The organism is Pyxidicoccus fallax, from assembly GCF_012933655.1.
Classification (GTDB): Bacteria; Myxococcota; Myxococcia; order Myxococcales; family Myxococcaceae; genus Myxococcus; species Myxococcus fallax.
On the sequence record NZ_JABBJJ010000043.1, the window covers coordinates 39,871 to 53,735 of the forward strand.

The following is a 13,865-nucleotide window of genomic DNA, read 5'->3' on the forward strand; positions in this document are numbered from 1 at the left end:
TGAGGCCCGGCCGAGGGGCTCAGCGCTTCTTCGAGGTGAAGAGCCCCTCCACCAGCGCGACGAGGGCGGCCCGGTAGTCCGCGGCGGAAGCACCCGCGTCGACGGCCAGGGCCGCCCGGTCGAACGCCGCGGAGAGCAGTCCCGTCAGTGCATCGATGGGGCTCTTCGCGATGACACCCTCGCCCATCGCCGCGGCCAACCCCTCGCGCAGGGTGCGGCCCGCGTGGCGCAGGTCGATTCCGTCCATCTCCGCGCGGCCGAGCACCGCCGGCCCGTCCAGCAGCAGCAGGCGCGTGCGGCCTGGCACCGCCATGGCCGCGAGGTAGGCATCCGCTCCGGCGAGCAGCGCCTTGCGCACGGGCAGGGACAGTGGCGTGGCCCGCTCGATTTCCTCCGCGACGGCGAGCGCCTCCTGCTCCACCACGGCTCGGAACAGCGCCTGCTTGTCCGCGAAGTGGTGGTACAGCGCGCCCCGCGTCACCCCGGCCTCCGCCACGATGTCCGGCGTGCTCGTCTCCGCGTACGAGCGCTCGGTGAACAGCTTGCGCGCCGCCGTGAGCAGGTCGCCCCGCGTCACCTCCGTCCGCTCCTGATTCGTCCGCCGGGTGGGCTTACGTTGCATACATGCAGCCTGTATGTTAGTTGGGAAGAAACATACAGACTGTATGTCGAACGGCGAGGGAACGGAACAATGAAGACGACCTCCTACTATCCGGTGCTGCTGACCCCCGACGTGGCGGGGACGGCCCGCTTCTACGTGACGCACTTCCGCTTCAAGCCGCTGTTCGAGAGCGACTGGTACGTGCACCTCCAGTCGTCGGAGGACCCGGGCGTCAACCTCGGCATCGTGCGCAACGACCACGAGACGATTCCACCGGAGGGGCGCGGGAAGACGTCCTCCCTGCTGCTCAACTTCGAGGTGGAAGACCCGGACGCCGTCTATGCGCGCGTGCAGGAGGCGAAGCTGCCCGTCCTCCGCACGCTGCGCGACGAGCCCTTCGGCCAGCGGCACTTCATCACCGCGGACCCGAACGGCGTGATGATTGACGTCATCAAGCCCATCCCGCCCACGGCCGAGTTCGCGGCGCAGTACGCGGACGCGGCGCTTCCGCGCTGAGGGAAGGGAGTGGGGTTGCGCCGGTTCACCCGCGGCTTCGCGAGCGCATGGCATCCGCGCGCTCGCGGTGGCCGTTCCCGGTGCGGTGCCTCAAGGCACCCGGCGGCCCACGAGCCGCGCGAGGATGTCCTGGAACTCGTCGGGGCGGAGATTCACGTGCTCGACGACGTACCCGTAGAGCATGGCCGTGGGCACGGCGCGGCCTCCCTGCTGCTGCTCCAGTTGGTGCAGCGTGTGGAGGATGATGCGCTCCACGCGGGTGAGGCCGTCGCGCACGTCGGGAAGGGTATCGCGGGGGTCCAGGGGCATCGGCGGACCCCAGCGTACCTCGGGGCCGTCAGTCTTCCAGCGGCCGGAGCGCGTGGGCGTGCACCCAGTGGGCAATCTGCTTGCCGGTGCGCGCGCCCACGACGCCCGAGTGCCGGTAGTGCATGCCGCCCCAGATGCGCGCGTTGATGACCTCGTCGACGGCCGCGTCGAGGCTGCGGAACGTCCGGGTGCCGCAGTCCGGGCTGGTGATGCTCAGCGGCCGCGCGAGCGGGCCCTGGCCGTAGAACCTCGCGAGCATGTACAGCCCGGCGCCGCTGACCATCGGATGGCCGGCGGGGTACTCCTGCGTCGGAGGCGTGGCGAGGTACGGCGTCCAGTCCGCGTCACCGCCCTCGCGGATGGCGGTGATGGGGCGCCAGAAGCTCCAGGTGGCCTTGCTGTCCACGTTGGAGATGATGGCGTCCGCCTGCGCCATCGTGACGAGCGCGAAGATGCGGGCGCTGTCGTACAGGTCCTCGCCGTGGTCCTCGACGAGCTGCGCCGCCATGAGGCCGACGACGCCCGCGGTGCTCGTCTCCTGGCATTCACCCCACCAGCGGGCCGCGAAGGACTGGTCGGCCGTGCGCAGCCGGCTGTCGTTGCTTCCGTAGGCCCACGTCTCCACCACGTCGCGCAGGTACACCTTGCTCGTGAGCGAGAGCGGCGGCTGCGTCAGGAACTGGGACGCGTCGCGCATCACCCACGGCGTCACACGGTTCCACCAATAGAAGGGTGGCACGGTGCCCGGAGCCGCCGGCGGCACCGGCCTCCAGACGCCCGGCGCGGGCGTGGGGAAGACGTAGGAAATCCCGTCCGGGTTGTCCCAGCCGTCCGCGTCGCGCACGGCCCAGAGCTGCTCCGCCGTGGCCTCGCCGACCTGGAGCCCCTTCTCCTTCGCGGGCCCGTCCGGGATGGCCGCGAGCGACGCCGCGTACCGCGCTTCAATCAGGGCGATGAGGGCGCTGTTCTCGGGGTGGACGGTCAGCACGTACCGGAGAATCACCCGGTGGGCCGCGGCCACGGCGGCGGCCTCGGCGGAAGCACCCGGAGGCGCCGGCACGGGCGGCAGGTACGTGGCGAAGCGCCGCTGGTCCGGCAGCGCGTTGATGGCGTCGTGCATGGCCACCTGGGTCAGGGCTCCCACGCGGGTGAGCAGCACGAAGGCGCGCGGGGACTCCAGCTTCAGCGTCAGGTGGTTCCACTCGGCGACGACATCCGCTCGGCCCGGCGTGGGCCAGGCGAAAACGGTGAGGGCCAGCAGGCCGCAGGTGACGGCGGCCGCGCGGTGGAGGGCTTTTCGGAAGGAGAGGACGGGAAGGGGGACGTTGGAGCGGGCGTGCGGCATGGGAGACTCCGTCGGCGTGCAGGCGAGCAGGCCGTCGGCCATCTTGTCAGCCTTCGTCCCCCGCAGGCCATTCGCCCCCGGTGCCGCATCGGGTGTGGGGCGCGTGCGACTCGGTGGGACAGCGGGGGAGCGGGCGGATTGTCGCGGAGGCGCGGCCACGGAGTGTTGCCGCACCGCATGCGCTCATGCATGCTGCCGCGCCTGTCTTCATGAGGACCGCTCTCCGCCCGTTGCCCGCGCTCACCGGCCTGCGCTTCCTGGCGGCCTTCCACGTGGTGGTGTTCCACTACCTGGAGCGGAGCGGGATGCCGACGTGGCTGGCGAACGTGGCGGACAGCGGCTCCAACAGCGTGACGCTGTTCTTCATCCTCTCCGGCTTCATCCTCGCCTACAGCTACCTGGGCGCGGAGTCGGAGGTCGAGGTGCCCAGGCGCTCGTTCTGGGTGGCCCGCTTCGCGCGCGTCTATCCGGTGTACCTGCTCGGCCTGCTGCTCGCCGCGCCCATCTTCGTGGGCAAGCTGTTCCAGCAGCAGGGCCTCACGGGACAGTCGCTGTGGACGGTGACGGGCATCGGCGCGGCCGTGGGCGGGCTGTCGCAGGCGTGGTTCCCCGCCGCGGCCTGTCAGTGGAACTGTCCGGGCTGGTCGCTGTCGGTGGAGGCGTTCTTCTATCTGGTGTTCCCCTTCGCGGCGCTGCCCGTGCTGCGCATGGGGGCCCGGCGGCTCCTCGTGGCCCTGGGCGTGTCGGCGCTCGTGGGCGTGCTGCTCATGGGCGTCTGGCTCTTCGTCCTGTGGTGGGGCACGGAGCACGGGAGCGGCTTCGACCGGGACGCGTGGAAGGTGGTGGGCGCGTACAACCCGCTGCTGCGGTTGCCCCAGTTCCTCTGTGGCGTCTTCCTGGGCCGGCTGTTCTGCCTGCGTCAGCGTGACGGGCGGGCGTCCGCGTCCTTCGACCGGGCGATGGTGGCGCTGGGCGTGGGCTCGAGCCTGGTGCTGCTGGGCCTGACGTGGGGCCGCCCCGCGCTGTACTTCAAGGACATGGCGATGCTGCCCGGCTTCATGTGCCTCATCTGGGGCCTGGCCGGGGGGGCGGACCCGCTCTCGCGCTTCCTGGCGCGGCCCTTCATGGTGAAGCTGGGCGAGGCCAGCTACGCGCTCTACCTGCTGCACTCGCCCGTCAACAACTGGCTCCAGGCCGCGGACACATACCTGGGCCTCGGCTGGTGGTCCCGGGGGCCGGCCTTCTTCATCGGCTATTCGCTGCTGTGCGTGGCCGCGTCGCTCGCCGTCTTCCGCTACGTGGAGGAGCCCGCCCGCCGCTGGCTGCGCGACAGGCTGTCCGCGCGCGTGAAGCCGGCGCTCCAGGCGCCGCTCGACATGGGGACGCAGGCTACAGGTCGATGATGACCAGCGTGCCCCGGCTGCCCTCCTTCACGGAGTGAGGCGTCCCGGCCGGCACGAGGTACAGCTCGCCGGTGCGCACGGTGACGGAGGCCTCGGGCACGGTCAGCTCCATGTGGCCTTCGAGCACCAGCAGCGCCTCGTCGTACGGATGGCGCTCCTCCTCGAGCGGCATCGCGTCCATGCGCAGCACCTTCACGTTCGCTTGTCCGACCCGCCCCAGCACCCGCGAGCGCCACGCGTGCGGCAGCGCCGCGGCTTCCGACACGAGATTCATCAGGCTCATGGGCGGCGGCTATAGCCAATGCCAGACGGGAACAGAAGGTGCCCGGGCCTCGCGCGCGGCACTGTGCCGGTACCGATGTGGGGAGGCTGTGTCTTGCGGCGGAAGGTCCGGCGCGTCGCTCACCCACCTCCGGGGAGCTGAAGCCGGCGCGCCCTGTAACGGCGAAGGTCCGGCCCGCGAGTGGCGCCCCGGCCGGACCCTCGGTGGTTCACGCCTGGGAGGCGCGAATCAACGAATCGTGACGCCAGCGGACACCACGCTGGTGAACGTGCACGGGATGTCGTTGGCCAGGGTGGTGCAGCTCGACGGCTGCGCCGGGGTCCACGTCGTGGCGTTCAGCTTGATGGCCGCCTGCGCGCGCTGACGGTAGACGCTACCAGGGGTATAGGTCACCCGGTTCGCCGTCTGGCCGCCGAAGTCGGTGTTCGTCTCGGGCCAGCAGCTCCGGCTGCCCGGCAGGGCCGTCCAGGTGACGGTGCCCGTGCTGCTCACCGAGCGGAGCTCCACGATCGAGCAGATGTAGATGATGGGGTAGTCCTGGTCGCAGTCCCACACGGAGGCCTGGGCGCTCACCGTGACGTTGTCGTAGGTGTACGGGGACGTCGCCTCGACGACGCACGTCGTATTCGGGATGGGCCTGGTCACCGCCGCCTCGGCCTGGGCGAGCTCGGCGCCGCTGGGAGCCTGCTCCTTCCCTTCCGGCGCGGGACCACACGCGCCGAGGGCAAGGGTCACCACCGCGAGGCTGCACGTCTTGAAGGAGTTCATGGGTGTCTGTCTTGAGGGGGAATGATTGGCGAGCCAATCACGCATCATCGCGCCGCAAACATCGACATATTCCAGAAATACTGTCGAAGCGAGATAAGCGTGTGAGCAAGGTAAAGCATCCGCCTCGTGGCGTCCACGCACGCGGCGCGAGTGACGGCCCTGCTGGCCTGCGAGCACGGACGCGCCGGGAGCTATGCTCCACGGCACATGGATTCTTCCACTCCCACGGATGGCTACGCGCGGCGGGTCGGTCTTTTCTCCGGCGTGATGCTCGTCATCGGCGGCATCATCGGCTCGGGCATCTTCCTCAACCCCGCCATCGTCGCGCAGCGCGTGCACACGCCCGCGCTGACACTGGGGGTGTGGTTGCTCGGTGGCGGGGTGGCGCTCATCGGCGCGTTCGTCTACGGCGAATTGGGGCAGCGCATCCCGAAGGCGGGCGGCAGCTACGTCTACCTGCGCGATGCCTTCGGCGCGCTGCCGGCCTTCCTCAATGCGTGGGGAATGATGCTCATGATTGCCACCGGGGCCATCGCCGCGGTGGCCGTGACGTTCGCCAACTACACGCTCGCGCTGACGGGGCTGGGGGAGGGCTACCGGCTTCCGCTCGCCGTCGGCGCCATCGTCCTGCTCTCCGGGGTGAACTACTTCGGTGTACGGCCCGGGGCGCTCACGCAGAACGTCTTCACCGTGCTCAAGCTGCTGGCGCTCGCGGTGCTCGTGGGGGCGGGGCTGCTGCTCGCCGGGGCCTCGCCCGCGGTGGAGGCCGCCGTTCCCCCAGAGGCGCCGGACTCGCTCGTGCTCGCCGTGGGCGCGGCGCTCGTCCCGGTGCTCTTCAGCTACGGCGGGTGGCAGCAGACGAACTTCGTGGCCGAGGAGATGGTGGACCCGGCGCGCAACCTGCCGCGCGCGCTGTTGCTCGGCGTCATCGGCGTGGTGACGGTGTACCTGCTGGCGAACCTCACCTACCTGCGCACGCTCGGCGCGACGGGGCTGGCGGCGAGCAGCGCTCCGGCGGCGGACGCGCTCGGCCAGCTGCTCGGGTCCGGGGGGCGCACGTTCATCACCGCGGGGGTGGCGCTCTCCACGTTCGGGTTCCTCAACCTCGTCATCCTCGTCTCGCCGCGCGTGTACCAGGCCATGGCCGCGGACGGGCTGTTCTTCCCGCAGCTCGCCCGGCTGCACCCGCGCTACCGCACCCCCGCCACGGCCATCGTCTTCCAGGCGGCCTGGGCCATCCTGCTCACGGGGACGGGGACGTACGGCGAGCTGCTCGACTACGTCGTCTTCGCGGACTGGCTCGTCTTCGGCGCCACGGCGGCCACGCTCTTCGTCTACCGCTCCCGCGAGCGCCGGGGGCTCGTGCCCCGCGTGGCCTACCGCGTGCCGGGCTACCCGCTCACGCCGCTGCTCTTCATCGCCGCCGCGCTGTATGTCGTGGTGGGCTCGGCGGCGTCCAACCCCCTGAACGCGCTCAAGGGCGTCTTGCTGCTTGGCGCGGGCGTGCCCGTGTTCCTGTACTGGCGGCGCAAGGGGAGCAGGGCGGCGGGTGATGAAGTCGTTTCCCAACGCCTGGGCGGATGACCGTAGTCTGGGTGCAGCTACAACCTGGAGACGGTGTGCCCATCGACGAGATTCTCGAATCCAACCAGCAGTTCCTCGGCGCCTGGCGCTTCATGGCCCGACACAATCCTCGGGGCGAGGTGCTCGACCTGCCCGACGTCCACATCGCCTCGGCCAACGGCGCGTGGATGATGCTGAACGTGGCCTTCCTCCGCGCGCCGGTGAAGTCGGCGGAGGAGCTCCAGCGTGCCGCCGCGGCGGCGGCGGGCTACTTCGTCCCCCGGGGCAACCCGTGGATGCTCGCCGTGTGCGAGGACTGGCTGCCGGCCGAGGTTCGCCCCCGCGCCGCGGAGCTGCTCGCCCCGTACGGCCTGAAGACGGGCATGGACACCACCGGCATGGTCACCGACGCGCTCGTGCCGCCCAGGCGGCCGCTGCCGGAGGTGGAGCTGCGCCAGGCCGTGGACACGAAGGGCCGCAACGATATCGCGGACATCAACGCCCATGCCTATGACGCGCCCCGGGACATGGTGCGCGCCTCGCTCGACGTGCCCGCGTACTTCGCGGGTGAGGGCCTGGGCGTGGGCTACGTGGCCTACCGCGACGGAGAGGCCGCGAGCAGCACCACCGTCTTCCCCATCGACGGCGTCGCCTACGTCGCGCTGGTAGCGACGATGCGGCAGCACCGGAAGCTGGGCTGCGCCGAGGCCGTGCTCCGCAAGGCGCTCGACGAGATGCACCGCACGCAGGGACTGAAGCGCACGGTGCTGCATGCCACGGCGGACGGCTACCCGGTGTACCTCCGCATGGGCTACCGCGCCGTGACGCGCATCCACTTCTACATGGCCGCGGCGAGCCCCAGGTAGCGGGCGTCTCGCGGCGCCGGCCTCCATGCGCCGCATCCACTCCGCGGGCGGGGTGAAGGGAATGCACTCGCCCGTGCGGATGCGGCGGTTGGGAGGTCCTGGCGGCACCTGGCGGATGGGCGGGACGTTCTCGGTATGGGCGACGAAGGAGAAGCCGCCCTGGAGGTCGGCGCGGAACGCGCACCTGGGACGGCTTCGCACGGCCCACGCCTCTGCTACACTCCGGTCTCGGGGCGGCTCTGGGTGTGCTTCCTTCTCACTCCCTATGGGTAGTGCATCCGCTCTCCGCCCCACTTCTTCCCTCTCGCCGGAGGCACGGTGACTTCGCCCGCGCTCGACCCGTCCGGAACTGCGGGGCCCGTCGCGGCCCTGATGCTGTGGAAGACGTCTCGCGTCTTCCTTCCCCCGGTGCCCGCCGGCAGCCAGCCCTCTCCCGAGGGACGTGAGGGCGTGCGCGTGCTCGAGGCGGACCTGCTCGCGTTGGGCTACACGCTGTCCGGACCGCTCCAGGACGCGCTCGCCGCGCTTCCCCCCACGATGCTCGCCGCGGTGGGGCGCTTCGTGTGGTTCGAGCTCCAGCGGACGCTCGGTGGGGACCGGCCCTTCGCGGCCCACTTCCTGGGCTTCCCCGGCAGTGTCCCTCGTGACACCGACTCGGTGTACAGGCAGCGCATGCTCGTGTTGCTCTTCCAGGAGTACGAGCAACCCTGCATCCACTGCGGAAAGGTGGACACGGTGCGGGCCATCGACCCGTGTGCCCACGTCGTCTGCACGCGCTGCTTCGACCCGAGCGAGACGAGCGTGTGCCCCATCTGCCACCGGCGCGTCTCTCCGGGGCAGCCCTACTTCCAGCCGGTGACGCACCCTTCCACCCGGGGCCTCTACGTGCGCCGGCACGGGCGCACGACGCGGCTGTCGCTCGGCACGGACCTGGAGGCCGCCGCTCGGGAGATGCTGCAGCGGCTGCTCTCACGTGCCACCGTCCTCCGCCCGGACGAGATGGACTCGGTCCGCACGCTCGTCTCCGCCTTCCGATTGAAGGTGCTCGGCTGGCTTCCGCAGCGCATCCCCGTGAAGGAGACGCTGGCCGAGGTCATCGGCCTGCTACTGAGGCGGGAACCCGAGGCCATGGGTGACGTGCTGAGCGGTGCCGCCGCGCACCTGAAGACCGCGACGGATGTCCTCCGGGTGCTCGTCGCGTGGGCCGGGGGAAACCCCGACCTGACGGTGAAGGTGCCGCTCAAGAGCCACCCGCGCCCGCTGCGGCGCGCCGTGCTGGAGCTGCTGGCGGGGCTCCCGCCGCTGAACCTCACCGAGGACGTGCACCGCCACCCCGGCCTCTGGAAGGCCATGGCCGGGCAGCTCCACGTCTTCGAGCGCTGGAGCGACCATCCGGATGTCGCGCTCGCCTTCGCCACGCTGCGCGGCACGGTGCTGAAGCCGGAGACGGACTTCGGCCAGGCGCTGCTCGCCCGGGCCCGCGCGCTTCCCGACGCCTTCCAGCTCCGCGCCTCGGAGCAGGGCTTCACGGTGCGCTTCCGGTCCTGGAGCGCGCAGGTGGAGAAGGCGCTGGAGCTGCGGGACATGGACGGGCTGCTGCGGCTGTTGCGGCAGCGGCCCGGCGAGCTGCTGCGCCGGCTGGACCATGTGACGCGCACGGCGCTGAGTGGAGCGGACGGCGCCGCTCGCGAGCGGAAGCTCGTCGCCGCGCTGGAGGCGGTGGCACCGCGCGCCGCGCCCGGGCTCCTGCTCACCGTCGCCGCGCATCTTCGACGGCGGCACGCGCCCTTCGCGCGGCGGGTGTTCTTCCCCAAGGGTGAGGCCACCCATGCCTGGGGCGCCGCGGACCGGCGGCCGCTGCTGCCCGGGGATATGCTCGGGCAGCTCGTCGGAACGCTGGAGCGGGAGCTGCTGGTGCGCGCGGAGGGGCTCCCGGCGCTGCCGCAGGCGCTACTCGACGAGAAGCTCGGCGACCTGCTCGTTCCCCTCTCGGAGAAGACCGCGTCGCGCGCGCTGGTGGCGGTGCCGCGCGGCAGCGTGCTGGAGCTGCCCGAGGGCGAGCACCTGCGCTTCTTCGTGCACTGGACGGAGCCGAAGGGCGAGTCGGTGGACCTCGACCTGTCGGTGGCGCTCTACGATGCCCGGTGGTGGCTCGTGTCGCTGTGCGACTTCACGCAGCTGCGCCTGCCGCAGGACGCCGCCGTGCACTCGGGAGACGTCACCTCCGGGACGCCGCCGCTCGGGGGCGCCGAGTTCCTGGATGTGAATACCCCCGAGCTGCTGAAGCAGGGCGTGCGCTACGCGGTGCCGGTGGTGTTCTCCTACGACGGCGTTCCCTTCGACCGCATGGAGGACGCCTTCGCGGGCTTCATGGTGCGCGAGGGCCCGAGCGGGCCGCACTTCGACGCGTCCACGGTGGAGCAGCGCTTCGACCTGCAGGGGAGCGCGATGATTTCGGTGCCCCTCGTCATCGACCTGGTGGAGCGCCGGATGCGCTGGGTGGACGTGAAGGTGCCGGCCGACGGCAGCTTCCACAGCGTGCGGCGCTCGCGTGGGGAGCTCGCCCACTTCGGCAAGGACACGATGGACTACTTCGGCACCGGCTCGAGGCCGACGCTCTGGGAGCTGGCCTGCCTGCATGCCGCCGCACGCACCCGCAAGGTGCACGTGCGCCGCCGCGATGGGAGCGTGGTCGTCCTCACACGGGCACCGGACGAGGACACGGGTCACTTCCTGCGAAGGGTGCGCCGCCTGGAGGACGCGCGGGCGGTGCCGCGGCTGGAGCTGGGGAGTGCGCCCACCTTCTTCGCGGGCCTCTCCGACGAGCCCTCGCTACCGGAGGGGAGCGAGGGGTACGCGCTCCACTTCCGTCACACGGACGCCGGGCAGGTGAAGCGGCTGGCCGCGGGCGACCTGGTGGCGGCGCTGCGGAAGTAGGCCCGCCACGGATGGCCGGGGCGCGGAGCCTCGGACGCGGGTCCGGTCCTGGCACCGCGGAAGGAGGCCCGCCACGGGTGGCCGGGGCGCGGAGCTTCGGACGCGTGCCCGCGCGTACGCGGTGGCTGCCGCGCACGGGGTGAAGCCGGGAGCGTACGGAGCGACTGAGCGGGCGACCGTCGCCTCCCGGTGGGCTCGTCACGGGGAAACGCGGCTCGTAGGATTCCGCCCGCGCCGCTTCGCCCACCGTGCGCCAGGAGTCGCTCCCATGAAGGTCGTCCATTCGCCACTGCACGCCCGGCACGACGGCGGCAAGGAACTGCACCGCGGCGAGCTGGTGCCGTGCTTCGAGATGCCGTCCCGCGCGGACTTCATCCTCCAGGCGCTGCGACGCGAGGGCTTCGCGGTGGGCGGGCCGCGCGAGTTCCCGCTGGAGTCGCTGCTGCGCGTCCATGACGCCGGCTTCGTCGAGTTCCTGCGCACGGCGCACGCGGAGTGGCGCGCCGTGGGCAAGGAGGGCTTCATGCTGCCGAGCGGCTTCCCGGCGCGGAGCCTGCGCCGGGACCACATCCCCGCCGGCATCAACGGGAAGATGGGGTACTACGCCTTCGACGCGAGCACGCCCATCGTCGAGGGCACGTGGGACGCCGCGCTCGCCGCCGCGCACTGCGCGCTGACCGCCGCCGCCCACGTCGTCGAGGGTGAACGCGGCGCCTACGCCCTGTGCCGTCCGCCCGGCCACCACGCGGGGCACGCCGTGTATGGCGGGTACTGCTTCCTCAACAACGCGGCGCTGGCGGCGCAGTACCTGCGGGACCACGGGAAGAAGCGCGTCGCGGTGCTGGACGTGGACTACCACCACGGCAACGGCACGCAGGACATCTTCTGGGAGCGCTCCGACGTGCTCTTCGTCTCCATCCACGGCACGCCCGAGACGGAGTACCCGTACTTCCTCGGCTATGCCGACGAGCGTGGAGCAGGGGAGGGCGAGGGCTACACGCGCAACTTCCCGCTGCCGCGAGGCACCGCATGGGCGGAGTACGTCACCGCGCTGGACGCGGCGCTGGACACCGTCGGTGGCTTCGCGCCCGACGCGCTGGTGGTGTCGCTCGGTGTCGACACGTACGAGGGCGACCCCATCAGCGCGTTCAAGCTGGAGACGCGGCACTACCCGCTGATGGGTGAGCGGCTGGCGCGCCTCGGGATTCCCACGGTGTTCGTGCAGGAAGGCGGCTACGCGGTGGAGGACCTGGGCTCCAACGTCGCCGGAGTGCTGAAGGGCTTCCTCGCGCGGGGGTAGGGCGCCTCACTCCTGCTTCTTGAAGGGGAGGTGCAGCATGCTCCACAGGGTGCGGAGCCGGTGGAAGGCGGGGTAGCCGTCATTTCCGAACCGCTCGCGCGTGCTCTCGTCCAGGTACATGTCGTAGATGCTCACCACGCGGACCTCCTCTCCGCTCCAGAACGCGAACTCCCACGTCCCGGCGTCCTCCATGATGAAGGCGGGAGGCACCGGGGGCGGAAGCCCTTCGAGGAGGCTTCGAATCCTGCTCATGGCGGACTCATTGAAGCGGTGCTCCGCCTGCTCCGAGTGCCGAACGTGCCCAGGGGAGCTGAACCACCAGCGCTGGTAGTACGCCAATCCCGAAGCGGTGAGTTGGAGGGTCGACGACCCGAGCTCCGGATCGAATCCGGGCGTGCGGGAGATGACGATGAGGTCGCTCTTCTTGAGTCTGTCGTCGGCCATGTCCGCTCCTCAGTATTCGAAGTCGTGAGCGAGGCGCTCCCAGTCGAGCGCCTTCAGGTGTTCCTCCACCCCCGGGGCGATGGGGAACGCGAACGAATCCTGGAGCCAGACCACGACCAGCTCGGAGGCATCACAGTTCTTGTCCCTGGCTGGCTGGAATGAGCGGAAGCGCCCGACACAGGCGATGGGCGGCAGTGCCGCGGGCTCTCCGAACGGGTACGGCCGGAGCCGCTCCGACATCTCGATGGGCGTCTCGCGCGGAGTCACCAGGTAGGGCTCCCCGGCCTTCAGGTTCCGCGCTTCTTCCAGCAGGCGTCCCAGGATGCCCTGGTTCATCTTCTTCGTGGGCGCTCCCTCCAGCAGTCCTTCGTACACGTGGGACTGGTCGAGCGCCCGGAGATGGATGATGCGGCCCGTCGCCAACTCCAGGCTGTACGTATCCATGATGTCCTGATGGAAGGATGAAGGTTTCAGCTCGGTCGCTCGCCCCGCAGCCGGGCGCCTTCGTGTTGAAAGACCTCCACCACGAGGTCGATGGCCGCACGCACGCGGGGCGCGTGTTGGAGGTCCGGATGCACGGCGAGCCAGGCTTCGCGCCGGGGCAGGTCCTCCACACGCGAGAGCCTGACCAGCCCTGACACGCCGTCCGCGAGGTAGCAGGGCAGCACCGTGAGCCCCACCCCCTGGCGCGCGGCCTCCAGCAGCGCGTAGCGGCTGTTGCTGCGCAGGGCGAAGGGAGCCCCGTTCCCCGCGCGCTCCAGCCACTGCTGCTCCGGCGTGTGGGCCAGGGACTCGTCGTAGCCGAGCAGTGCGTGTTCGTGCAGCGCGTCCAGCCGGGGACGCCCGTGCCGGCGCACGTAGGTCCGGGAACCGTACAGCGCGAGGGAGAACTCGCCCAGCTTGCGTGCCATGAGCGTGTCCTCCTGGGGCCGGAACAGCCGCACCGCCACGTCCGCCTCGCGGCGCGAGAGGTTGAGCACCTGGGTGGCCGCCCGCAGTTCCAGACGCAGCGCTGGGTAGCGCTCGCGCCAGGCGGGCAGGTGGGGCGCGAGGATGTGGCTCACGACCGTCTCGGGCGCGGTGATGCGCACGCTCCCGGAGACCTGCACGTCCGCTCCGGCGAGCTGGCGCTCCAGCGTGGTGGCCGTCTCGTCGATGTGCTTCGCGGCCTGGACGGCCTGCTCACCGGCCACCGTCAGGCGCATGCCTCCCGGGGCCTTCTCCAGGAGGCGCACGCCCACGGCGCGCTCCAGCGCCGTCAGCCGGCGTCCCACCGTCGCCGCGTCCACGCGCAGCCTGCGCGCCGCCGCCGCGAGCGAGCCTCCCTCATGCACCGCGAGCAGATAGCGCAGGTCGTTCCAGTCCACCCCTGCATTCTCGCATGGCTGCCCCCGCGCTCCTGCCCGTTCCGCGCGGAGGCTCCGGGTGGCACATCCAGGCCGCATCGGCACGGTGGCCTCCGCTCCGTGCCGAAGACAGGAGCCCCACATGTCCTCCACACCCTGTCTCTTATACACACCTGACGCTGCC

The 13,865-nt window shown here is 71.0% G+C and carries 14 protein-coding genes; 6 read left to right on the top strand and 8 right to left on the bottom strand.

The window, feature by feature from the left end; translation table 11 throughout:
* Positions 1-19 precede the first annotated feature (19 nt).
* Positions 20-622, bottom strand: a complete 603-nt coding sequence (locus HG543_RS12285; RefSeq protein WP_169344914.1) for a TetR/AcrR family transcriptional regulator — start codon at positions 620-622, stop codon at positions 20-22.
* Positions 623-691: 69 nt separating this feature from the next.
* Between HG543_RS12285 and HG543_RS12290 the strand changes: the two genes are divergently transcribed.
* Positions 692-1,117, top strand: a complete 426-nt coding sequence (locus HG543_RS12290; RefSeq protein ID WP_169344915.1) for a VOC family protein — start codon at positions 692-694, stop codon at positions 1,115-1,117.
* Between the two features lie 90 nt (positions 1,118-1,207).
* On the opposite strand, the gene HG543_RS12295 is transcribed toward HG543_RS12290, so the two are convergent.
* Both HG543_RS12295 and HG543_RS12300 read right to left on the bottom strand, forming a co-directional pair.
* The gene (locus HG543_RS12295) at positions 1,208-1,426 is read right to left on the bottom strand and encodes a hypothetical protein (RefSeq protein ID WP_171817769.1); all 219 of its coding nucleotides are present in this window, start codon (positions 1,424-1,426) and stop codon (positions 1,208-1,210) included.
* Between the two features lie 28 nt (positions 1,427-1,454).
* The gene (locus HG543_RS12300; protein WP_169344916.1) at positions 1,455-2,813 is read right to left on the bottom strand and encodes a vanadium-dependent haloperoxidase; all 1,359 of its coding nucleotides are present in this window, start codon (positions 2,811-2,813) and stop codon (positions 1,455-1,457) included.
* A 167-nt stretch (positions 2,814-2,980) separates the two neighbouring features.
* On the opposite strand from HG543_RS12300, the gene HG543_RS12305 reads away from it, so the two are divergent.
* On the top strand, positions 2,981-4,174 hold the full coding sequence (locus tag HG543_RS12305; RefSeq protein ID WP_169344917.1) for an acyltransferase family protein: 1,194 nt from the start codon (positions 2,981-2,983) through the stop codon (positions 4,172-4,174).
* On the opposite strand, the gene HG543_RS12310 is transcribed toward HG543_RS12305, so the two are convergent.
* Both HG543_RS12310 and HG543_RS12315 read right to left on the bottom strand, forming a co-directional pair.
* A complete protein-coding gene (locus HG543_RS12310; protein WP_169344918.1) occupies positions 4,161-4,457 on the bottom strand; it encodes a cupin domain-containing protein in 297 nt (98 codons plus the stop codon). The two genes, HG543_RS12305 and HG543_RS12310, sit on opposite strands and share 14 nt — an antisense overlap.
* A gap of 228 nt (positions 4,458-4,685) precedes the next feature.
* Positions 4,686-5,225: a hypothetical protein gene (locus HG543_RS12315; RefSeq protein WP_169344919.1), complete on the bottom strand. Its 540-nt coding sequence runs from the start codon at positions 5,223-5,225 to the stop codon at positions 4,686-4,688.
* 207 nt (positions 5,226-5,432) lie between these two features.
* On the opposite strand from HG543_RS12315, the gene HG543_RS12320 reads away from it, so the two are divergent.
* The 4 genes from HG543_RS12320 to HG543_RS12335 all read left to right on the top strand — a co-directional run bounded on the left by HG543_RS12320 (position 5,433) and on the right by HG543_RS12335 (position 11,891).
* Positions 5,433-6,809 carry an APC family permease gene (locus HG543_RS12320; protein WP_169344920.1) on the top strand — a complete coding sequence of 459 codons (1,377 nt, stop codon included), beginning with the start codon at positions 5,433-5,435 and terminating at the stop codon, positions 6,807-6,809.
* Positions 6,810-6,844: 35 nt separating this feature from the next.
* Entirely contained in the window at positions 6,845-7,654 is an 810-nt protein-coding gene (locus HG543_RS12325; protein WP_343073334.1) for a GNAT family N-acetyltransferase, read from the top strand.
* 318 nt (positions 7,655-7,972) lie between these two features.
* On the top strand, positions 7,973-10,591 hold the full coding sequence (locus HG543_RS12330) for an MXAN_6230/SCO0854 family RING domain-containing protein (RefSeq protein ID WP_169344922.1): 2,619 nt from the start codon (positions 7,973-7,975) through the stop codon (positions 10,589-10,591).
* A gap of 268 nt (positions 10,592-10,859) precedes the next feature.
* The gene (locus HG543_RS12335; protein WP_169344923.1) at positions 10,860-11,891 is read left to right on the top strand and encodes a histone deacetylase family protein; all 1,032 of its coding nucleotides are present in this window, start codon (positions 10,860-10,862) and stop codon (positions 11,889-11,891) included.
* A gap of 6 nt (positions 11,892-11,897) precedes the next feature.
* On the opposite strand, the gene HG543_RS12340 is transcribed toward HG543_RS12335, so the two are convergent.
* The 3 genes from HG543_RS12340 to HG543_RS12350 are packed head-to-tail and all read right to left on the bottom strand — an operon-like array spanning position 11,898 to position 13,702.
* A complete protein-coding gene (locus HG543_RS12340) occupies positions 11,898-12,335 on the bottom strand; it encodes a hypothetical protein (protein WP_169344924.1) in 438 nt (145 codons plus the stop codon).
* A 9-nt stretch (positions 12,336-12,344) separates the two neighbouring features.
* Positions 12,345-12,779, bottom strand: a complete 435-nt coding sequence (locus tag HG543_RS12345; protein WP_169344925.1) for a hypothetical protein — start codon at positions 12,777-12,779, stop codon at positions 12,345-12,347.
* A gap of 26 nt (positions 12,780-12,805) precedes the next feature.
* On the bottom strand, positions 12,806-13,702 hold the full coding sequence (locus tag HG543_RS12350; RefSeq protein ID WP_169344926.1) for a LysR substrate-binding domain-containing protein: 897 nt from the start codon (positions 13,700-13,702) through the stop codon (positions 12,806-12,808).
* Positions 13,703-13,865 lie beyond the last annotated feature (163 nt).